Origin of the sequence: Hydrocarboniphaga effusa AP103 (assembly GCF_000271305.1) — a bacterium.
GTDB lineage: Bacteria > Pseudomonadota > Gammaproteobacteria > Nevskiales > Nevskiaceae > Hydrocarboniphaga > Hydrocarboniphaga effusa.
In genome coordinates this window covers 1,652,925-1,673,920 of record NZ_AKGD01000001.1, presented here as the reverse complement: position 1 = coordinate 1,673,920, position 20,996 = coordinate 1,652,925, and the positions used below count along the sequence as shown (strand labels likewise).

Genomic DNA, 20,996 nt, shown 5'->3' with positions numbered 1-20,996 from the left:
TCTCCCGTTCCCCGTCTCTCGTCTCCCGGCTTCAATCGATACTCGATTTCCAGCGCGTATCGGGCATCGTCGCGTAGACGATCAGCGAGATCGCGATGCAGCCGGTCACGTACCAGTAGAAGCCGCTTTCGTGGCCGATGTCCTTGAACCAGAGCGCGATGGCTTCGGCGGTGCCGCCGAACAAGGAAACGGTGAGCGCGTAAGGCAAGCCCACGCCGAGGGCGCGAATTTCGGTGGGGAACAGTTCGGCCTTCACGACCGCATTGATCGAGGTGTAACCGCTGACGATCACGAGCGCAGCCATGATCAGCCAGAAGGCTTCGGTGGCCGACTGGGCTTCGCGCAGGGCGCTCAGGATCGGTACCGTGAGCAGCGTGCCGAGCACGCCGAAGCTCAGCAGCACCGGACGCCGGCCAATGCGATCCGACAGCGCGCCCATGAGCGGTTGCAGCAAGGCGAACAGGAACAGCGTGGCGCCCGAGATCAGCGTCGCATCGTTGTTGCTCATGCCGACGCTGTTGGCGAGGTATTTCTGCATGTACGTGGTGTACGTGTAGAACGCGAGCGTGCCGCCCATCGTCAACCCGACGACCGTCAGCAACTGACGCGGATGCTGCAGCAATCGCTGCATGGGGCTCACGTCGGTGCTGCGCTTGTGCGCGAACGATTCGGTCTCTTCCATGCCGCGTCGCAGCCACAGTGCGGTGACGGCCGCGAGCGCACCGATCAGAAACGGAATGCGCCAGCCCCAGGCTTCGAGCTGCTCGGTGGTCAGAAATACCTGCTGCAGCAGGATCAGAACCCCGAGCGCGAGCAGCTGCCCGCCGATCAAGGTGACGTACTGAAAGCTCGACCAGAAGCCGCGATGCTCGCGTGTCGCCACCTCGCTCAGGTACGTGGCCGAAGTGCCGTATTCGCCGCCGACCGAAAGCCCCTGCAGCAGCCGGGCCAGCACGAGCAGAACCGGCGCGGCGATGCCGATGCTCGCGTAGCCGGGCGTCAGCGCGATCACCAGCGACCCTGCGCACATCAGCAGCACCGACAGCAGCAGCGCGGCACGGCGTCCGTGCTTGTCCGCGTAGAGGCCCATGAGCCAGCCGCCGATCGGGCGCATCAGAAAGCCCACCGCGAAGATCACGGAGGTCTTGAGCAACTGGGCGGTGGGATCGCCGCTAGGGAAGAACACCTTGGCGAAATACAGCGAGAACGCGGAGTACGCGTACCAGTCGTACCACTCGACGAGATTGCCGACCGAGCCGCTGAAGATCGAGCGCAGCCTCCAGGCGGTGCCGTGGTCCGCGGTGACCGTCGCGCGCGCTTCGCCTGTCATGGGTCCTCCCGATCCTGGTATTGGCTTGAGCATCGGGGTGATCGGGGCTCGCCGCAAGCGCACGCCCGCCGCCTGACAGCTCGGCGACAGGCGAGTGGCCCCGGGCTGCACTAGAATCGCGGCGCATCGCCGCCAGCGCGCCCCGCATGAGAGAGTTCAGATGACCACGCAGCCGCAGACCCCACAGCTGCATAAGGCCAAGGTCAAATTGTTGGAGCCCTTGCAGGGCATCGCCTACGTCGATGCCGGAGAGGGCGATGCCGTGGTGTTCGTGCATGGCTCGATGTGCGACTGGCGCTACTGGCTGCCGCAGCTGTCGGGCATGGCCGAATCGCATTGGGTCGTCGCCCCGAGCCTGCGTCACTTCTTTCCGCGCCTGCCGTCGTCGATCGGCCGGCCGTTCAGCTGGGCCGATCATCGCGATCAGCTCGCGCAGTTCCTCGCCAAGCTGCAGAGCCCGAGACTGCATCTGGTCGGTCATTCGCGTGGAGCCTGCGTGGCCTACCAGCTCGCGCTCGCGCATCCGCAGCTCATCGACAGCCTCACGCTGGTCGATCCGGGCGGCCCGGCAAAGGACGCGGGGTCCGATGGCACGATGCCCCTCGAAACCGTCCTGCTGCGTGAGAAGGCGGTGTCGCTGATCGAAGAAGGCCATGTCGACGAAGGGCTCAAGATCTTCGTCGATTCGGTGAGCCGCCCCGGCTTCTGGGATCGCAGCAACGCCTTCTTCCAGGACATGGCGCGCGACAACGCGCAGACGCTCGCGCCGCAGATGAACGATCCGCTGCCGTTCTATATCGAGAGCGAGGCCGCGGGCATCGCCTGCCCGGCGCTGATCGTCGACGGTGAGCGCAGCCCGACGCCGTACCGGCACAACGCCGAGCTGCTCGGCGAGTGGATGCCGAATGCGCGCCGGCTCACGATGACGGGCGCCTCGCACGGCATGACCATCACCCACGCGCAGCGCTTCAATCGCGAATTGACGGCGTTCTTGCGGGACGCATCGAAAACCTGATCGGCCTTCATCGATAAAGACGCTTGGCCCCCGGGCGAGGCTTCGTGGTATCCCTTCCGGCCCGCTCGCTCCCATGAGGATGGGTGGCAGAACGGCGTCCCTATAATGATTTGTGGTTATTGATCCGCCCTCCCGGGCGCAAAGACAATTCGAACATGAGCCAGGAAGCCCCCGTCCCCAGCAAGGTGCGCGAAAGCCTCAGAGAGGCCGCGCTGTACTACCACGAGTTCCCGACGCCCGGAAAACTCTCGGTCACCGCCACCAAGCAGCTCACCAACCAGCGCGATCTCGCACTGGCGTATTCGCCGGGTGTGGCCGCGGCTTGCGAAGAGATCGTCACCGATCCGGTCAACGCGTTCCGCTACACCGCGCGCGGTAACCTGGTGGCCGTGATCACCAACGGCACCGCGGTGCTCGGCCTCGGCAACATCGGCCCGCTCGCGGCCAAGCCGGTGATGGAGGGCAAGGCGGTGCTGTTCAAGAAGTTCGCGGGCATCGATGTGTTCGACATCGAAGTCAATGAGCTCGACCCGGACAAGCTCGTCGAAGTGATCGCGGCGCTGGAGCCGACCTTCGGCGGCATCAACCTCGAAGACATCAAGGCGCCTGAATGCTTCGACATCGAACGCAAGCTGCGTTCGCGCATGAAGATTCCGGTGTTTCACGATGACCAGCACGGCACCGCGATCATCGTCGGCGCGGCCACGCTCAACGGGCTCAAGGTCGTCGGCAAGGACATCAAGCAGATCAAGCTCGTCGTCAGCGGCGCGGGCGCCGCGGCGCTCGCCTGCGTCGACCTGCTCGTCGACCTCGGCCTGCCGATCGAAAACATCTGGCTCACCGACCTGGCCGGCGTGGTCTATCAAGGCCGCGTCGAACTGATGGATCCGGACAAGTCGCGCTTCGCCCAGCCCACCGACCAGCGCACGCTCGCCGAGGTGATCGAGGGCGCCGACATGTTCCTCGGCCTGTCGGCCGGTGGCGTGCTCAAGCCGCCGATGGTCGAAAAGATGGCGCCGAATCCGCTGATCTTCGCGCTCGCCAACCCGAATCCTGAAATCCTGCCGGAAGACGTCAAGTCCGTGCGCAGCGACGCGATCATCGCGACTGGCCGTACCGACTATCCGAACCAGGTCAACAACGTCCTGTGTTTTCCCTTCATCTTTCGCGGTGCGCTCGATGCGGGCGCGACGACGATCACGCGCGAGATGGAGATCGCGGTCGTGCATGCGATCGCCGAACTCGCGCGCCAGGAACAGAGCGATGTCGTCGCGGCGGCTTACGGCATCGAGAACCTGTCGTTCGGCCCCGAATACATCATTCCGAAGCCCTTCGATCCGCGCCTGATCGTGCAGATCGCGCCGGCGGTTGCGAAGGCGGCGATGGAATCGGGCGTCGCGGCTCGCCCGATCGCCGATTTCGACGCGTATCGCCAGCAGCTGCAGCAGTTCGTGTATCAGTCCGGCACGATCATGAAGCCGGTATTCCAGGCCGCGCGCCAGGCGCCGCCGGAACGCAGCCGCATCGTCTACGCCGAAGGCGAAGAAGAGCGCGTGTTGCGCGCCGTGCAGATTCTGGTGGACGAGAAGATCGTCAAGCCGATTCTGGTCGGTCGTCCGGCCGTGATCGAAGAGCGCGTGCAGCGCTACGGTTTGCGCATCAAGCCCGGCGTGCACTTCGACATCGTCAACCCCGAGCACGACGATCGCTATCGCGAATACTGGTCCGAATATCACCACATCATGGCGCGCCGCGGCATCACCGCCCAGTACGCCAAGCTCGAAATGCGCCGCCGCAGCACGCTGATCGCCTCGATGCTGCTGCGCAAGGGTGAAGCCGACGGCATGATCTGCGGCACCATCAGCACCACCGCGCGTCATCTGCAGTACGTCGATCGCGTGATCGGCAAAGCCGAAGGCCGCAGCATCTTCGCCGCGATGAACGCGCTGATCCTGCCCGATCGGCAGGTGTTCATCGTCGACACTCACGTCAACATCGAGCCGACCGCCGAGCAGCTGTCCGAAATCGCGCAGATGGCGGCCGAAGCGGTCGCGCGTTTCGGCATCGAGCCCAAGATTGCGCTGCTTTCGCACAGCAATTTCGGCAGCTACGACTCGCCGTCGGCGCAGAAGATGCGCAAGACGCTTGCGCTGCTGCGCGAACAGGCGCCCGATCTCGAAGTCGACGGCGAAATGCATGGCGACTGCGCGCTCGACGAAGCGCTGCGTCGCCGCATCCTGCCCGAGACCACGCTGTCGGGTCCGGCGAACCTGCTCGTGATGCCGAACATCGACGCCGCCAACATCGCCTACAACCTGCTCAAGACCGCGGCCGGCAACAACGTCGCGATCGGCCCGATCCTGCTCGGTTGCGCCGCGCCCGTGCACATTCTCACGCCGAGCACGACGGTGCGCCGCATCGTCAACATGACGGCGCTGACGGTGGCCGAGGCCAACGCGAAGGCGAAGTGACTTGAGGTAAAGCGGTGCGTACATCGGCCGCTCAATGCGGCCGATGTGTTTTGCGGATCAGCTTTGGGCTGTCTTGTCCGACGAAAGCAGCACCGGCTTTTTCTTCGGTGAACCTTCCGGCTGGCCGATTCGCAGCTGGCTCGTTGCCAGATACATTTCACGCAGCGCGATCAACAGGCTGCTGATCAACGCGAGCATCGCCGTGATGAACGTAAGCGTCCGAGGCTCACCGCTTGAAGGGAGTGTTGTGGCGTAGAAGATAAGCGTCCCTTGGGCGCCGATGGTGTCCACGATTGATTAAGTGGACACCATGCAAGCATCATCCTTGGGCAAGAAGCGGCGCAGCTATTCGGCGGAATTCAAGGCGGCGTGCGTAGCCGAAGCACGGCAGAAGCAGAGTTCGGTCTCGTCGATCGCCCGGCGCCATGGGCTGAATCACAATCTAATTTTCAAATGGTGGCGCGAGGCGGACGCGGCGAGCAAGACGACGTTGCTGCCGGTCACGATCGTCCCGCCTGCTGCACCGACTCCGCAATCGACGAGCGTCGCTTTGAGCGTGTCCTTCGCCGACGGTGCCTGCCTACGCATCGAATCGGCATCCGATGCGATGGTGCTGACGATCCTTGATCGCCTGCGCTCACGATGATCGGTTTGCCAGCCAGCACACAGGTGTGGATCGCGGCCGGCGTGACGGACATGCGCAAAGGCTTCGATGGTTTATCGGCACGGGTGCAGCAGGTGCTCGCAGATGATCCGTTCTCGGGCCATGTCTTCGCCTTTCGCGGTCGCCGCGGCGATCAGCTCAAGCTGCTGTGGTGGGACGGTGACGGCTTGTGTCTGCTATCGAAGCGACTGGAGCGCGGCCGCTTCGTCTGGCCGAAGGCGGAGTCGGGCCGCGTGCATCTGACCGCAGCCCAGCTCTCGATGCTGCTCGAAGGCATCGACTGGCGACGACCGGAACGCACCACAAAACCCTCGAAAGCCGCCTGATTCTGCAAGCTTTTTGCATCGAGATGCCATGCTCGATGCGCCCGAATCCGATCTGCCCGATACCGTCGAAGCGCTGCGTGCGCTGGTGCAGTCGCATGCCGCCGAGCTGTCGACGCTGCGCAGCGTGCTGCGCCATCGCGATGCCCAGATCGACAAGCTGCTGATCCAGCTGGCACGCCTCAAGCGCATGCAGTTTGGCGCCAAGAGCGAGAAGCTCGACCGTGAGATCGAGCAGCTCGAATTGCTGATCGAGGAGCTGCAGACACCCGACGCGGTACCGGTCGTTTCAGCGGCCACGGAAGCCAGGCAGAAACCTGCCCGCAAGCCATTGCCCGATCACCTGCCGCGCGAGTCCATCGTCCATGCGCCGGCATCGGCGTGCCCCGACTGCGGCGGCGCGCTGCGGCCGATCGGCGAAGATGTTTCGGAAATGCTCGATTACGTGCCGGCGCACTGGAAAGTGATTCAGCACGTGCGCCCCAAGTGCGCCTGTGATGCCTGCTCGCGCATCGTCCAGGCCTCGGCACCTTCACGGCCGATCGCCCGTGGCCTGGCCGGCGCTGGCCTGCTGGCGCATGTGCTGGTCAGCAAGTACGGCGACTCCCTGCCGCTGTATCGGCAAAGCGAGATTTACGCCCGTGAAGGTGTCGAGATCGAGCGCTCGACGCTGGCCGAATGGGTCGGCGGCAGCGCGGCGCTACTCGCCCCGCTGGTCGAACGCATTGCCGCGCACGTGATGAGCGCGACCAAGATTCATGCGGACGACACGCCGGTGCCAGTGCTCGCGCCAGGCAATGGGAAAACCAAGACCGGACGGCTGTGGACTTACGTGCGCGACGATCGCCCGGCTGGCAGCCAGACTCCCGCAGCGGTGCTCTTCCGCTACACGCCCGATCGCAAGGGCGAGCATCCGAAGCGGCACCTGAGCCGTTTTGAAGGCACGCTGCAGGCCGATGGTTACGCCGGTTTTCATCACCTCTACGGCGGCGGCAAGATCCAGGAAGCCGCCTGCTGGGCGCACGTGCGAAGAAAATTCTTCGACATCCACCAGGCCAATGCCTCGCCCATCGCCAAGCAAGCCCTCGATCGCATCGGCGCTTTGTATGTCGTCGAGCAAGACATTCGCGGTAAACCAGCACAAGAGCGAAAAGCACAACGGCAATCGCGCGCCGGACCACTGCTGCAAGAACTGAAGGGCTGGTTCGATCAAACCGTCGGCACGCTCTCGACGAAATCCGAACTCGCCAAGGCGATTCGCTACGCCACCTCACGCTGGCCGGCGCTGACGCGCTATCGCGACGACGGGAATCTGGAAATCGACAACAACGCAGCGGAGCGATCCCTGCGCGTCGTCGCGCTCGGGCGCAAGAATTTTCTCTTCTGCGGCTCCGATGCCGGCGGCGTGCGTGCCGCTGCGATCTACAGCCTGATCGGCACGGCCAAGCTCAACGGACTCAACCCCGAAGCCTATCTGCGGCATGTGCTCGATCGCATCGCAGATCATTCCATCAACAAGCTTGATGAGCTGCTGCCCTGGAATGTCGCCGCTCAGCTCCCGCTATAGGTAGTCTCTGGACGCTTACTGATGAACAGCGTGGCCACGATCGCGCTCAGATTGATGCCGACGAGGCTGCTGACGAACAGCGTCACCACCACGCTCGCCACCAGAATCGCAGTCGCGATGCACAAGCCGATCGCCCAATTGATCAGCCGCGCGCGTCCCGCCTGCTGCCTGAGCATGCGATGCAACTGCTCCGCATGCACCGGATCATCCGTTCCAAGCTGAGCCTCCAGGCGACGAGCCCGATCGACGATGCGCGCGAGCCGGTTCGACAGCACGCCAAGCAAGCTCGCGACACCCGTGAGCAGGAACACCGGCGCCACCGCGAGCTGAATGACATGCGCGATCGCGACTGAAGTTGCGCCGGTGGTTTCGAGGTCTAGCGCCATGTTGGTGTGCATTGAACGGTCCGGAAGGCGAGTATACGGCGCGGTGCTGGGGGGATATTGATAGAGGGGCTGCGGCATGAAGCCGCAGATCACCGCAGCTCGCTACCTTCGTCGGGCTCGCTCACGTAGACGCTTCAAAGGAGCTGCGGCATGAAGCCGCAGATCACCAACGGCACCGAGCAGTACCGCGCGCTCGCGATCTGGGCCGCGCTTCAAAGGAGCTGCGGCATGAAGCCGCAGATCACCGCCGACCGCGCGCTGCGCCTGCGCGAGCGTGCTCACGCTTCAAAGGAGCTGCGGCATGAAGCCGCAGATCACGGAACCCTTCGCGATTCCTCCGTCGGGCAAGGTCGTGCTTCAAAGGAGCTGCGGCATGAAGCCGCAGATCACACGCAAGTTCGGCCATGTCCGGTGGGCCGTCGAACTCGCTTCAAAGGAGCTGCGGCATGAAGCCGCAGATCACCAACGTGCGAGACGCTTCGAGCCGCTGCGAATTGTCGCTTCAAAGGAGCTGCGGCATGAAGCCGCAGATCACGCGCGTCGCCGAAGCGTTCTGCAAGCAGGGCGGCGAATGGCTTCAAAGGAGCTGCGGCATGAAGCCGCAGATCACAAGTCAACAGAACCTCAAAACCTCAAAGTGATTTGACGCTTCAAAGGAGCTGCGGCATGAAGCCGCAGATCACGTGCTTAAACGCATTCTCAAGAATTGGGATATCAAAAGCTTCAAAGTAGCTGCGGCATGAAGCCGCAGATCACAAGCAGTGGAACAAACTGAAGGAACTGGAGTGGTTCCGGCTTCAAAGGAGCTGCGGCATGAAGCCGCAGATCACCGCAGTGTGTAGCTCGTCGGGTTCAACCAGAAACGGGCTTCAAAGGAGCTGCGGCATGAAGCCGCAGATCACTCGGACTTCGCTTGGTACCGTCGCTGGAAGATGCATGCTTCAAAGGAGCTGCGGCATGAAGCCGCAGATCACGCGTAGAGGCTGAGAAGCGTCCTCGCAGCTGGGATCAGCTTCAAAGGAGCTGCGGCATGAAGCCGCAGATCACCAAGCTGATGGCGCTGCGAGCGCCGGCCGTGCCGACGCTTCAAAGGAGCTGCGGCATGAAGCCGCAGATCACCAGTGGTGGGCAATACCGTATCCACTACTAGAATCGGCTTCAAAGGAGCTGCGGCATGAAGCCGCAGATCACTACGGCATGGCGAAACATGCCTGCGGTGGTTCGCTCGCTTCAAAGGAGCTGCGGCATGAAGCCGCAGATCACTCATCGAACACACGCGCCGCCTCTTCCCGTGGCAAGCCGCTTCAAAGGAGCTGCGGCATGAAGCCGCAGATCACCTCATTGATGCGGATAAGCTGCTCTCCGCCAGATACGCTTCAAAGGAGCTGCGGCATGAAGCCGCAGATCACGCCCTCCGAATCCGGGTCTTTCTCGATTTCTCCAGCCGGCTTCAAAGGAGCTGCGGCATGAAGCCGCAGATCACAAGTAACCCTTATCCAAGCACCGCCTCGTTAGATGGCTTCAAAGGAGCTGCGGCATGAAGCCGCAGATCACCTGCCTTGCAGTTGACACGATGCTCGTTGGAGGATCGCTTCAAAGGAGCTGCGGCATGAAGCCGCAGATCACGCCACCGAGGGGCGGTTGCTTGATCAGCGCCTTGAGGCTTCAAAGGAGCTGCGGCATGAAGCCGCAGATCACCAGCACACGCCAGTTCCCTAGCTAACTCATTGTTATCGCTTCAAAGGAGCTGCGGCATGAAGCCGCAGATCACTCGTTTTCTCATCGATGAGACCGGACTCCTCTTCCACAGCTTCAAAGGAGCTGCGGCATGAAGCCGCAGATCACGAGTGGCTTAGCTGGTTAATAGTAACGCGTTACAATGCTTCAAAGGAGCTGCGGCATGAAGCCGCAGATCACCGCCGCCGCCTGGTTCATCGCCTCACCGACGAGCACATGCTTCAAAGGAGCTGCGGCATGAAGCCGCAGATCACGGATGCACTCGATTTCCGAGAACACCGGGTGGCTCTTGCTTCAAAGGAGCTGCGGCATGAAGCCGCAGATCACCCTGGGACGGCCTACGCTGTTCTTGGTGGCGTCGTCCTTGCTTCAAAGGAGCTGCGGCATGAAGCCGCAGATCACTGGCCTTGGCAACGGACTTCGTGCTAGCCGGATCGCCGCTTCAAAGGAGCTGCGGCATGAAGCCGCAGATCACCAGAACGAACTCAGCACGGTCGACACGACCAGCAGCGGCTTCAAAGGAGCTGCGGCATGAAGCCGCAGATCACGATTGTCGGAATGGGGCTTGCTATTTATTCTGAGCTGCTTCAAAGGAGCTGCGGCATGAAGCCGCAGATCACCTTCGGATACACCCAGAAACTGGTCCATCACCTGACCGCTTCAAAGGAGCTGCGGCATGAAGCCGCAGATCACAAAAAATCCAAGATTTTCTTTCGCAGGCTGACAACAGGCTTCAAAGGAGCTGCGGCATGAAGCCGCAGATCACATGACTTTATTGATGCCCTTAGCCATTACGCGGCCTCGCTTCAAAGGAGCTGCGGCATGAAGCCGCAGATCACAAGATGCTCCGAGCGGGCCGTGGAATGACGATCTTCGCTTCAAAGGAGCTGCGGCATGAAGCCGCAGATCACCCAGCATCAAGGGCCAGCCAGGCAGCATTGCCGAGTAGCTTCAAAGGAGCTGCGGCATGAAGCCGCAGATCACTTCTGCGCGAGGAGGAGGGCGCTACCGCGCCATCTACGCTTCAAAGGAGCTGCGGCATGAAGCCGCAGATCACGGCGCCTGTGTGGACGACGTCAGTCACCCGTGCCGGGCTTCAAAGGAGCTGCGGCATGAAGCCGCAGATCACAGGCCCGCTTGTGCGGGCCTTTCTGATTTGCTTCCTTGCTTCAAAGGAGCTGCGGCATGAAGCCGCAGATCACCAGGAAGAGGCCGGCGCACCGGATCTGTCTGTCGAAGCTTCAAAGGAGCTGCGGCATGAAGCCGCAGATCACCAGCGCACGCGCGACCTGGCGCGCATCCATGTGCTCAAGCTTCAAAGGAGCTGCGGCATGAAGCCGCAGATCACGCGATACGAAAGCCAGCGGATCGCCTGCTGCAGCTCGCTTCAAAGGAGCTGCGGCATGAAGCCGCAGATCACCTCGTCAAGAACGTGATGGCGCTGCACAAGGCGCACGGCTTCAAAGGAGCTGCGGCATGAAGCCGCAGATCACCGCGTCATCCGCAGCGCTGGCTCGGTGCGATCTTCGGGCTTCAAAGGAGCTGCGGCATGAAGCCGCAGATCACCACCGAGGCGGCGTTGCGCCGTGACGTCACGCAACCTAGCTTCAAAGGAGCTGCGGCATGAAGCCGCAGATCACCTCGGCGTCGCCGGGAGCTCGCGAATTCAGCAGGTTTCGCTTCAAAGGAGCTGCGGCATGAAGCCGCAGATCACGCGCACGCGGGTGTGCGTGGGCTTGATCACATAGCCCAGGCTTCAAAGGAGCTGCGGCATGAAGCCGCAGATCACGAGCTCGATGTAGTCGACCACCGTGCTCGGATCTCGGCTTCAAAGGAGCTGCGGCATGAAGCCGCAGATCACGGTCCGCTTGATGCCCTCTCGCCAGCGAATCTCGATCAGCTTCAAAGGAGCTGCGGCATGAAGCCGCAGATCACCACCGACAAGCAGCGCGATTCGATCCGTGCCCACGTGCTTCAAAGGAGCTGCGGCATGAAGCCGCAGATCACCTAGCGCGCGCTCAAGTTGCTTGGGCCCCGTGTAGCGGCTTCAAAGGAGCTGCGGCATGAAGCCGCAGATCACCGAACTATTGCCGCATGACGTACTGGGACGGCACCGCGCTTCAAAGGAGCTGCGGCATGAAGCCGCAGATCACCTGCTGATTGCGGTAATGCGCTTCGGTGCAGGCTCGGGCTTCAAAGGAGCTGCGGCATGAAGCCGCAGATCACCGCCCGCATACAGCGGGAGAAGTTATTGCCTGAGAAGCTTCAAAGGAGCTGCGGCATGAAGCCGCAGATCACATCGGGACTACCACCGAAAAGTGACGGAGCCCACGTCATGCTTCAAAGGAGCTGCGGCATGAAGCCGCAGATCACCGGCCGCGTAGCCAAGCAAGCCATAGCCCGGAAACGCGCTTCAAAGGAGCTGCGGCATGAAGCCGCAGATCACCCGATGCTGGTCGACCTGCACTTTGCGCTGGGTTTGCTTCAAAGGAGCTGCGGCATGAAGCCGCAGATCACGGGTCTATTCCGTGTTCTGGCGGCCTCCGGAGTGCTCGCTTCAAAGGAGCTGCGGCATGAAGCCGCAGATCACCTCGCCGATCAAGCGAATCAGGCCGCTGTCGCGCTGGCTTCAAAGGAGCTGCGGCATGAAGCCGCAGATCACCGCTACGCCAATGTCTACGTGCTCGGCGTACAGACCGCTTCAAAGGAGCTGCGGCATGAAGCCGCAGATCACGCGCCTGCAGACGGGCGGCAGCTGCGCCAGCCAGGTCGCTTCAAAGGAGCTGCGGCATGAAGCCGCAGATCACCGGAAAGTCTGGGGGTAGGCCCAGGAGGCCAGAACGCTTCAAAGGAGCTGCGGCATGAAGCCGCAGATCACCGGCAAGACCACCACCCTGATGGCAGTGCTGGCGGAGCTTCAAAGGAGCTGCGGCATGAAGCCGCAGATCACGAGCGCCGGTGAGGCGGGGCGTGTCGATGACCGAGCTGGCTTCAAAGGAGCTGCGGCATGAAGCCGCAGATCACCAGATACGCAAGGCGCAGACCCCGCACCTTGCCCCGGCTTCAAAGGAGCTGCGGCATGAAGCCGCAGATCACGCCGGCGGCAATCCCTATTGAGCAACAACCAGGAGCGCTTCAAAGGAGCTGCGGCATGAAGCCGCAGATCACTCGGCAAAGGGCAAGGAAATGCACCTGTGCCCACTGGCTTCAAAGGAGCTGCGGCATGAAGCCGCAGATCACTGGAGTGCCTGCTACGGCGGGTGAAGCCTGCTCATACCGCTTCAAAGGAGCTGCGGCATGAAGCCGCAGATCACAGTCACCAACCGCAAAAGGCTTTCCGCGCTGGACCCTAGCTTCAAAGGAGCTGCGGCATGAAGCCGCAGATCACGGCTCCCGCATCGCGATGACATCCATCTGCCGTTCGCGCTTCAAAGGAGCTGCGGCATGAAGCCGCAGATCACCGCAGGGCGCCACTCGCGAAGGCGTGGGCCTGCTCGCGCTTCAAAGGAGCTGCGGCATGAAGCCGCAGATCACAGGCGGTAAACAAGGGGAACCCCGAAGCCGGGCGGCTGCTTCAAAGGAGCTGCGGCATGAAGCCGCAGATCACATCGTAAAGTTAGCCGTTTCGTACGCGAATTGGCCAGCTTCAAAGGAGCTGCGGCATGAAGCCGCAGATCACCGCATAGCTCGCGGCCGTAGCCGCACGAATATAGATGCTTCAAAGGAGCTGCGGCATGAAGCCGCAGATCACGAGCGATGGGAATGGTGCCCGGATGGGAGCAGGCGGGCGCTTCAAAGGAGCTGCGGCATGAAGCCGCAGATCACAGTCTACGACGTCGAAGCGTCGTCGCGCGGCGTGCTCTTGCTTCAAAGGAGCTGCGGCATGAAGCCGCAGATCACAAGCGGTCGCACGACGAAACAAATGCAAGATGCGCCGCTTCAAAGGAGCTGCGGCATGAAGCCGCAGATCACGCGATGACACAACAGCCCCCTTGAGTTAGAGACGATGGCTTCAAAGGAGCTGCGGCATGAAGCCGCAGATCACCCATCACACACCTCCTGTATACAGGGCCCTGTGGCCCGCTTCAAAGGAGCTGCGGCATGAAGCCGCAGATCACGTCGTTCGACCTCGATCGCTATCTCGGGATCACGTCGCTTCAAAGGAGCTGCGGCATGAAGCCGCAGATCACCGGCCTGGGCATTCAACGCCGCTACGGCGCTGCCACGCTTCAAAGGAGCTGCGGCATGAAGCCGCAGATCACATGATCCGATTCACGCCGGCCGCGTTTGCTCGACCGCTTCAAAGGAGCTGCGGCATGAAGCCGCAGATCACCTGTTCGCCGAATACACGGGCATCACGCTCGCGCAGATGGCTTCAAAGGAGCTGCGGCATGAAGCCGCAGATCACCGAGCTCGCGACCGCGCAGGCGCTCGGCCACGGCCTGCTTCAAAGGAGCTGCGGCATGAAGCCGCAGATCACGGACACCGGGGGAACGCCCCCGAGCCCGTTGATGCTGCTTCAAAGGAGCTGCGGCATGAAGCCGCAGATCACTAGGTAACCGTGACTCGGTCATAGGCCGATCTCTTGCTTCAAAGGAGCTGCGGCATGAAGCCGCAGATCACCCAAGCACACCATGAAGGGCGACCAGCTCATCGTCGCTTCAAAGGAGCTGCGGCATGAAGCCGCAGATCACGGCTCGCAAACCTGGATGCCTGTTGCGGTCGGCGTTGCTTCAAAGGAGCTGCGGCATGAAGCCGCAGATCACCGCGGCCAAGATGCGCCGCCGCGCCGAGCGCTACCGCAAGCTTCAAAGGAGCTGCGGCATGAAGCCGCAGATCACCACGATGTAATCCATCGGGGATTTCGTGGCTTGGCAGCTTCAAAGGAGCTGCGGCATGAAGCCGCAGATCACGCGATGCCGATGCCGAATCGGCCGCTTCCGTCGCCACCGCTTCAAAGGAGCTGCGGCATGAAGCCGCAGATCACCTTGCCAACGCCCATGTTCCCAAGGCCTTGCGCGTGCTTCAAAGGAGCTGCGGCATGAAGCCGCAGATCACGCCGACGAAGCAACTCGCGAGCAATTCTCGACGCTCGTGCTTCAAAGGAGCTGCGGCATGAAGCCGCAGATCACCGATTACTTTTCGATCATTGAATGCCAGACCGCTTTGCTTCAAAGGAGCTGCGGCATGAAGCCGCAGATCACACGCTGTGCGCGCCTTCATGGACGATCTGCGCACGCAGGCTTCAAAGGAGCTGCGGCATGAAGCCGCAGATCACCGGATTCTCGATCCGGCTCAGCGCCACCAGGCCGCCGCTTCAAAGGAGCTGCGGCATGAAGCCGCAGATCACCGGGTGCAAAGACTCGGGCGAACGACATCGGCGATGCTTCAAAGGAGCTGCGGCATGAAGCCGCAGATCACAAGGCTGCGGCTATCGCGGACCCGAGAAAGCCTTCGGCTTCAAAGGAGCTGCGGCATGAAGCCGCAGATCACGCCGCGATCGAGCAACAGCGCGAGCAGGAGCAGCCGAGCTTCAAAGGAGCTGCGGCATGAAGCCGCAGATCACGCAGGAATCAGGTGTTTTGTTGTGGATGGGCTCATGCTTCAAAGGAGCTGCGGCATGAAGCCGCAGATCACGTGATTGTGCTGATGCAGCAATGCCAGAGGGTTCTTGCTTCAAAGGAGCTGCGGCATGAAGCCGCAGATCACCTCTCGAAGCTGCCCGCGCACACAGTTCTGCGCCAGGGCTTCAAAGGAGCTGCGGCATGAAGCCGCAGATCACCTGGGGCACCTGTGGATTGCCTTAGGGCTCGACGAATGCTTCAAAGGAGCTGCGGCATGAAGCCGCAGATCACGTTTCAGGGGGGCAGCATAATCAATGGAAAGCTCTTGCTTCAAAGGAGCTGCGGCATGAAGCCGCAGATCACACCCGGGAGTCCCGTCGGATGCAGTGCGTTGATACACGCTTCAAAGGAGCTGCGGCATGAAGCCGCAGATCACCGCTCAAGCGTTCGAACTCGACTTCGCACTGCAAGGGGCTTCAAAGGAGCTGCGGCATGAAGCCGCAGATCACAAGGTTCTGGTCACTGGCGTCAAGTGGTTCGTCGGGCTTCAAAGGAGCTGCGGCATGAAGCCGCAGATCACATCGACGATGATCGTTTCGGACGAACCCTTGCCATCGCTGCTTCAAAGGAGCTGCGGCATGAAGCCGCAGATCACCCGAGCCTCAGCACCCGTAGCGAGCAACGCGAGAAGAAAGCTTCAAAGGAGCTGCGGCATGAAGCCGCAGATCACATGCTAACTCGGCTGCTGACTCGCACATGGCGGTAGCGCTTCAAAGGAGCTGCGGCATGAAGCCGCAGATCACTCATTGTCAATCCCATCGCTGCATTGCGAGGGCACGGCTTCAAAGGAGCTGCGGCATGAAGCCGCAGATCACCCGCCATGTGCGAGTCAGCAGCCGAGTTAGCATCCACAGCTTCAAAGGAGCTGCGGCATGAAGCCGCAGATCACGCGTCCTAGAACGAAGCTCCTTAGCGTGTCTCTGCCTAGCTTCAAAGGAGCTGCGGCATGAAGCCGCAGATCACCATGCTCAGAACGGAACGCCGCTGCACGTCTTGCAGGCTTCAAAGGAGCTGCGGCATGAAGCCGCAGATCACGGCCTGATCTGAAGCCTTTGATCTTGCCGGGCGCTGGTTCAAATTTGCGAGCGCTGGCGGACGATAGCGTTCCGAGGGGCTCGGTGTCGACAGACAGCGGCGCCCGGCCGCTAACAACATCATGTTTTTAAAGAGCATTACAGGCTGCGAGCGCTGTCTGGGTAAAACGACACCATAAGAGCGCTCGCGAAAAGACGGCATAGGCTGACCGAGGCGAGCCATGCTCAGACTACGATCGGTTCTCGCCTGACGGCCTCGAACGTCTTGCCCAAGCTGACCACGCGAGGCTTTACGCTGTCTGCCGGCCCCAGGTCGAGCATCATGACGTGGTCCTGGCCGTCGATGATGATGCCGTTGATGAGTCCGACGAGTTCGGCATGGCGGCGCTCCGAAAGGCGGCATTGGAACACCGACAGTTGCAGCCATTCGCCGTAGCCATGCATAAGCTTGAACAAGCGGCGCCAGCGCTTCTGGTCGCCGATGTCGTAGCTGATGACGTATAGATGTTCGTGGGTCTTCATCGCGTGGTGAAGTTCGGGTTTTCCTGCAATTCTCCGAGCAAGAATCGTCCCAGCAAGCGACATTGCAGTTCGAGCAGGCGTCGATAGCTGAGCTTGTAGCCGAACAGCGGGTGCGTGATCTCCTGCGATAGTCGGCGCTCGAACGTGGCGATGAATCGCTTGCGACCCTCGTCCGAAAGATTGACACGTCCCGAGCCGCCGATGAAATCCGTTGGTCGGACTTCTCCATTGTTGATCGCCTGGATCACGGCGGAATCCGCGATCAGCGGGCGGAACGGCTCCATCAAATCCAGTGCCAGTGCGGGGCGTCCATAGCGAGGTTGATGGTAGTAGCCGCGATAAGCATCGAAGCCGACCGTCGTCGCCGTGATCGTCAGTGTTCGAGCCAGCATCGAGTATGCGAACGAAAGCAGCGCGTTGACCGGATCGGCAGGCGGTCGTCGATTGCGTTGCATGAAATCGAACGTGAAAACACCGTCGTTGTCGGCTTCGCGCTTCAACAACTGGCCGAAGGAGCCAAAGTAAATCGCTGCGCCATTACCCTCGATACCGCGCAGCTCGTCGAGATTGCGCGCGCGATTCACTGTTTTAATCGAATGTTCGAGCTGGGCCATCATCGGGTCGACGGACTGCAAGCCGCGCCAATTGCGCCGCAGCATGACCCGACTATTGACGAGCTTGGCGCGCACCCAACCTTTAGCCAGCGCCAGACACACGCGCTCATCTTCGGCCCCGCGATGCTGAGCGATGCGTAGTTCCACGTTCTTGTGGCCCATGCCCGCCGTGTAGCCGATGAACCAGCCGCCGTGGCTATGCCAGACCACCGGAATCTCCCGCTGCATGAGCTCGTGCAAGGTCGGCGTCGTCACATAGATGTTGCCGTGCAGGATCAGCTGCGAAACTTCGGCGAGCCGGGGCTTGGAGGCCAGCTTGTCGTCGATGGTGATTTCGAGATTTTCTCCGTCCTTGGCAACCTTGGCCTTGCGCGCCTGCACGTATACGGGCAGTGATTCTTCGATGCTCACGGCCAGCGGGCGCGGCGGCGTGTCCTGTCGCCGAAGGAAGTTGATTTCGTCTGGCAGGCAAATGCCGACGAGCGAGCAGCGCGGGCACTTGGATGAATCTTCGAGCGGCGCCGGAATGCGACCACCGAGCGCCACGCCACGCAGGCCGTGGATCGAAGACAGCGTGAGATCGCGCAGCTCCGCATCGAAAGCCACCGGTACGCGCTCCCGCGATTCGACGAAATACAGTACGCCCGATTCGCATTTGTAGCCCTGCTCTTCGAGGATCAGCGCTTGCACACACAGCTGCACCCGCTCCGGATCGTAAGCGCCGCGCGCCACGTGCGGACGCTTGCCGCGCTTGTAATCGACGGGTTGCACAAAGCCGTCTTCGGCCTCGATCAGATCCATCTTCGCGACGAGGCCGAGGCGGTTCGACGAGATCGTCACGGAGCGCGCGTGGATGCGTTCACCCCGCTCGACATCGGCAGGTGACGGCAAATCGGCGCCAGGCTTGTCGACGCGCTTGTGCTTGTTGCGTCCATCCACCGTATCGCCGGAGTCGGACCACTCGCCCTGCACCCATTCGAGATACGCGAGCCGGGGGCAGTACACGTACTCGTTGATCATGCGCGCGGGCAACTGCGGCTGGTCGCCCGTGAGTTCGGGGAAGGGCAACGCGAGTTCGTGCTGTTGACCGTCCATCGAGTGCGCCTTTTAGTCTTGAGGTGGGCCGAACAAGCCGAGACCGAAGTGACAGCCGAAGCCCAAGGCGATCGGGCCTTGCATGGGCTTTGAAAAGTACAGCCTGAGCAGCTGACCGTAGGTGTCCGGCTGCATGACTTCGGTTTTCTTTTTGCGGAATCGATGGAATTGCAGACTATGCAGTCGCTTCCCCCCTTTGAGTTTGACCGTGGGCATAAACTCGATGCGCTCGATCACCGCATGCGATCCGAAACGCGCTTCCCACTCGCGCCGAATCTGTACCTCGACCGCCGCTTCCTTCGCTTCTCGCGAGCGCAACTCGCGCGGTTTCAGATGCCAAGGGAACAGATACGGGGTCGCGCTTTCCCAAACTGTTCCCGGCGCGACGTAAGGCGTTGCTGCCGCGAACAGTTTGGCGGAACCGATGCCTTCGAGCATGAGCTGCAACATGTCCTGCTCGCCACGTCGAATCTGTCTCAATTCATTCAAGACGCGTAGTGATCGATCGGACAAGCCGTCGGGCGCGTGCACGATTAAATGGTCGATGAAGCCATCGCGATCGGCATCTTCCGGTAGCCAGAAGGCATGGCCGTGGCAGCTGCCATCGGGCAGGTTGTGGCCGGAGAGTTCTGCGGGCAGTGACTCGGGCTTGGTGATTTGCATGGCTGCAAGACGTGCCGCTTCGCCGATTCGAATCGCATCTTCGATACGCGGTAGCGGCTTGCCATAGAGCGCATAGCGCGCGATGGTAAGCGCCGGATTGCGAGTGTCGTCGATGTTCGAATGCGTGCGCTTGCCGCCAGCACTGCGTCCGATCGTCTCGAGCACATGTGCGGGCCGGCCGTAGCGCACCTGGCGCGAGCCAGGCGGCGTATTCCAGCCTGCCGATTTCAGCGTACCGGTATCGACGCTGACTGCATCGAGCCAATCTTCCGGAAGTGTGCCGACGAGTTTGCGCCGCACGCCGTCGAGTTTGGGCATACGCCCGCGTGTATCGGGCACGAGGCCGGCCTCGGCGAATCGAGACGAGCGGAACTCCACGTAATCCGCCGGTCGGCGAGGCAGCATCAGATCGACGATTTCTTCGCCTCCCGAGCCGAGTTCGATCGGCTTGCAGTTATAGTCGTCCTCGACCTGCGATTTTCGGAACGCGTGAACCCAGGATTCCGCACGCCCCAAATAGCCGAGATGTTCGAGCAAGGTGTCGAGCAATTCGAGTTGCGGCGACGCCAACTCGAGTGCCGGCCAGGCCATCACGAGCTCGTCATCGCTCGAAAGCCGCGCGAACGCGTCGAACACCAAAGTTTTCTTGTCGCCCTTGCCGGGCATGTAATGCCGAGTGTGCGCATGCACGACGGACTGCGGAAGCCGGTACGACGGCGGGGCTGCTTCTGCGAGCGCCGCAAGCAGGTCGGCGAGCCGCTCGCGTGGAAACGCATCATGCGCGAGCTTTCGATGCCAGATCGCGATGAACGCGCGGCTGAGCCTCCACAGATCCGGCGGCCAGGCCACGTCGGCCTCGTTGACGTGTCGTCCCCAGGGAGTGGCGTGATAGCGCCCGGCCGGGAACTGAAAGGCGATGGCGAGCATGAAGGCGCGGTCTCAGTTGCTGTCTTCGTTCGCCTTGTCTTTCTTGGCTTTCGCCGACGGCTCCCATGTCAAGGTCGTAACCGGGTCGCTCGGCCATTGTTGCTCGCTTGCGACGCTCTTGATGAGCTGCGGCAACAATGCTTCCAATTCCGGTAGGCTCGGAACTTCGAAGCCCTTGGGTCTCTTCACCGACAAGCCATTGTCCTTGACCTCTAGATCGCAGGCCGTGCGCAGGCGCAACCCGGAGTGCAGCAGCGCCTGGATTTTGTAAAGCGAGATCGCGATGAGCAGCGTGCTCACCGCATCGCCGAGACCGAAGCCGCGAATCTGGGAGAGGTCGAGATTGAAGTAGGCGATGATCTTGGGCGACGTGAACTCCGTGCGCGCGAACGGAACGTTGCCGAAGCCGCGCGCGGTGTCCCCCGATGGATTCACGTGGTCGTTCTTGACGCCGCCGCTTTGCGCTTCACGTACGTCTTCGGCTTCGATGAACGACGACAGCACGCGCGGCAAGCGCAGGCGCCCCCCGGCGAGCTCGGACTTGGCCAGAAATATGCCGTGGATGAGGGCGTTCGCATCGAGCTTGAGCAGCACGCTCGCCAGCAGCTTGATGTCGACCGGCCCTTCTTCCATGCCCGCAAGCTCGCTCTTGAGGCGATCGAACACACTGCGATCCTTGCCTTCGAGCACGTACGGTGAGTTCAGGCGATGCGATTCGAGCACGGTGTTGGTCAGTGGCTCGTCCTTGGCCGTTCGCACCTTCACGAGCGGCAAGCCCTTGAGCGGCGTAACCCAATCATCCGCGTCGCGATCCCAGCAAACCGCTTCGAGGCGGTTCGCCATGCTCTGTGCCGATTCGACCAGTAGCATGCGCTTGTCGCCGCCTGGGCCGTCGTAGGTCGCATGGCCCAGGTTCGGGAAACCCGTGGGCTGAAAACGCGTGCCCTGGATCGGTTCGAGTTCGGCTTCCAGCAGCAGGCGCGGAGCGTGTTTGAGCGCGTCGAAGTTCAGTGGCATCGGGTGG

The 20,996-nt window shown here is 61.7% G+C and carries 12 protein-coding genes and 1 CRISPR repeat array; of the genes, 5 read left to right on the top strand and 7 right to left on the bottom strand.

The window, feature by feature from the left end; genetic code table 11:
- Positions 1-31: 31 nt before the first annotated feature.
- Entirely contained in the window at positions 32-1,330 is a 1,299-nt protein-coding gene (locus WQQ_RS07345; RefSeq protein WP_007184498.1) for an MFS transporter, read from the bottom strand.
- Positions 1,331-1,490: 160 nt separating this feature from the next.
- Between WQQ_RS07345 and WQQ_RS07340 the strand changes: the two genes are divergently transcribed.
- Positions 1,491-2,345, top strand: coding sequence for an alpha/beta fold hydrolase (locus tag WQQ_RS07340; protein ID WP_007184497.1), 855 nt, complete (start codon positions 1,491-1,493; stop codon positions 2,343-2,345).
- 155 nt (positions 2,346-2,500) lie between these two features.
- Entirely contained in the window at positions 2,501-4,816 is a 2,316-nt protein-coding gene (locus WQQ_RS07335; protein WP_040453178.1) for an NADP-dependent malic enzyme, read from the top strand.
- A gap of 57 nt (positions 4,817-4,873) precedes the next feature.
- On the opposite strand, the gene WQQ_RS24265 is transcribed toward WQQ_RS07335, so the two are convergent.
- Positions 4,874-5,107 (bottom strand): DUF2721 domain-containing protein, encoded by a 234-nt coding sequence (locus WQQ_RS24265; protein WP_157534543.1) that lies wholly within the window; start codon positions 5,105-5,107, stop codon positions 4,874-4,876.
- Positions 5,108-5,126: 19 nt separating this feature from the next.
- Between WQQ_RS24265 and tnpA the strand changes: the two genes are divergently transcribed.
- The 3 genes from tnpA to tnpC are packed head-to-tail and all read left to right on the top strand — an operon-like array spanning position 5,127 to position 7,370.
- Positions 5,127-5,462 (top strand): IS66-like element accessory protein TnpA, encoded by a 336-nt coding sequence (gene tnpA, locus WQQ_RS22895; RefSeq protein ID WP_083844375.1) that lies wholly within the window; start codon positions 5,127-5,129, stop codon positions 5,460-5,462.
- Entirely contained in the window at positions 5,459-5,806 is a 348-nt protein-coding gene (tnpB, locus tag WQQ_RS07325) for an IS66 family insertion sequence element accessory protein TnpB (protein WP_040452778.1), read from the top strand. The genes tnpA and tnpB overlap by 4 nt, the downstream gene beginning before the upstream one ends.
- Before the next feature lie 28 nt (positions 5,807-5,834).
- On the top strand, positions 5,835-7,370 hold the full coding sequence (gene tnpC / locus WQQ_RS07320) for an IS66 family transposase (RefSeq protein ID WP_007183254.1): 1,536 nt from the start codon (positions 5,835-5,837) through the stop codon (positions 7,368-7,370).
- On the opposite strand, the gene WQQ_RS07315 is transcribed toward tnpC, so the two are convergent.
- The 5 genes from WQQ_RS07315 to cas7g form a co-directional block, all read right to left on the bottom strand.
- On the bottom strand, positions 7,355-7,768 hold the full coding sequence (locus WQQ_RS07315; protein ID WP_007184494.1) for a DUF2721 domain-containing protein: 414 nt from the start codon (positions 7,766-7,768) through the stop codon (positions 7,355-7,357). The two genes, tnpC and WQQ_RS07315, sit on opposite strands and share 16 nt — an antisense overlap.
- Positions 7,769-7,813: 45 nt before the next feature.
- A CRISPR array of direct repeats spans positions 7,814-16,152; the repeat unit is 36 nt; unit sequence GCTTCAAAGGAGCTGCGGCATGAAGCCGCAGATCAC.
- A gap of 224 nt (positions 16,153-16,376) precedes the next feature.
- Positions 16,377-16,673, bottom strand: a complete 297-nt coding sequence (cas2, locus tag WQQ_RS07310; protein ID WP_007184473.1) for a CRISPR-associated endonuclease Cas2 — start codon at positions 16,671-16,673, stop codon at positions 16,377-16,379.
- Positions 16,670-18,382 (bottom strand): CRISPR-associated endonuclease Cas4/Cas1, encoded by a 1,713-nt coding sequence (locus WQQ_RS07305; RefSeq protein WP_007184472.1) that lies wholly within the window; start codon positions 18,380-18,382, stop codon positions 16,670-16,672. The genes cas2 and WQQ_RS07305 overlap by 4 nt, the downstream gene beginning before the upstream one ends.
- A gap of 12 nt (positions 18,383-18,394) precedes the next feature.
- Positions 18,395-19,972, bottom strand: a complete 1,578-nt coding sequence (gene csb2, locus WQQ_RS07300; protein ID WP_007184471.1) for a type I-G CRISPR-associated protein Csb2 — start codon at positions 19,970-19,972, stop codon at positions 18,395-18,397.
- 12 nt (positions 19,973-19,984) lie between these two features.
- A complete protein-coding gene (gene cas7g, locus WQQ_RS07295) occupies positions 19,985-20,989 on the bottom strand; it encodes a type I-G CRISPR-associated RAMP protein Csb1/Cas7g (protein WP_007184470.1) in 1,005 nt (334 codons plus the stop codon).
- Between the last annotated feature and the right edge of the window lie 7 nt (positions 20,990-20,996).

Excerpts from the sequence above, each read along its gene's own strand:
- WQQ_RS07345 (WP_007184498.1), bottom strand. The coding sequence starts at position 1,330 with ATGACAGGCGAAGCGCGCGCGACGGTCACCGCGGACCACGGCACCGCC.
- WQQ_RS07315 (WP_007184494.1), bottom strand. The coding sequence starts at position 7,768 with ATGCACACCAACATGGCGCTAGACCTCGAAACCACCGGCGCAACTTCA.
- tnpC (WP_007183254.1), top strand. The coding sequence starts at position 5,835 with ATGCTCGATGCGCCCGAATCCGATCTGCCCGATACCGTCGAAGCGCTG.
- cas7g (WP_007184470.1), bottom strand. The coding sequence starts at position 20,989 with ATGCCACTGAACTTCGACGCGCTCAAACACGCTCCGCGCCTGCTGCTG.
- tnpA (WP_083844375.1), top strand. The coding sequence starts at position 5,127 with ATGCAAGCATCATCCTTGGGCAAGAAGCGGCGCAGCTATTCGGCGGAA.
- tnpB (WP_040452778.1), top strand. The coding sequence starts at position 5,459 with ATGATCGGTTTGCCAGCCAGCACACAGGTGTGGATCGCGGCCGGCGTG.
- WQQ_RS07335 (WP_040453178.1), top strand. The coding sequence starts at position 2,501 with ATGAGCCAGGAAGCCCCCGTCCCCAGCAAGGTGCGCGAAAGCCTCAGA.
- csb2 (WP_007184471.1), bottom strand. The coding sequence starts at position 19,972 with ATGCTCGCCATCGCCTTTCAGTTCCCGGCCGGGCGCTATCACGCCACT.
- WQQ_RS07305 (WP_007184472.1), bottom strand. The coding sequence starts at position 18,382 with ATGGACGGTCAACAGCACGAACTCGCGTTGCCCTTCCCCGAACTCACG.
- cas2 (WP_007184473.1), bottom strand. The coding sequence starts at position 16,673 with ATGAAGACCCACGAACATCTATACGTCATCAGCTACGACATCGGCGAC.
- WQQ_RS07340 (WP_007184497.1), top strand. The coding sequence starts at position 1,491 with ATGACCACGCAGCCGCAGACCCCACAGCTGCATAAGGCCAAGGTCAAA.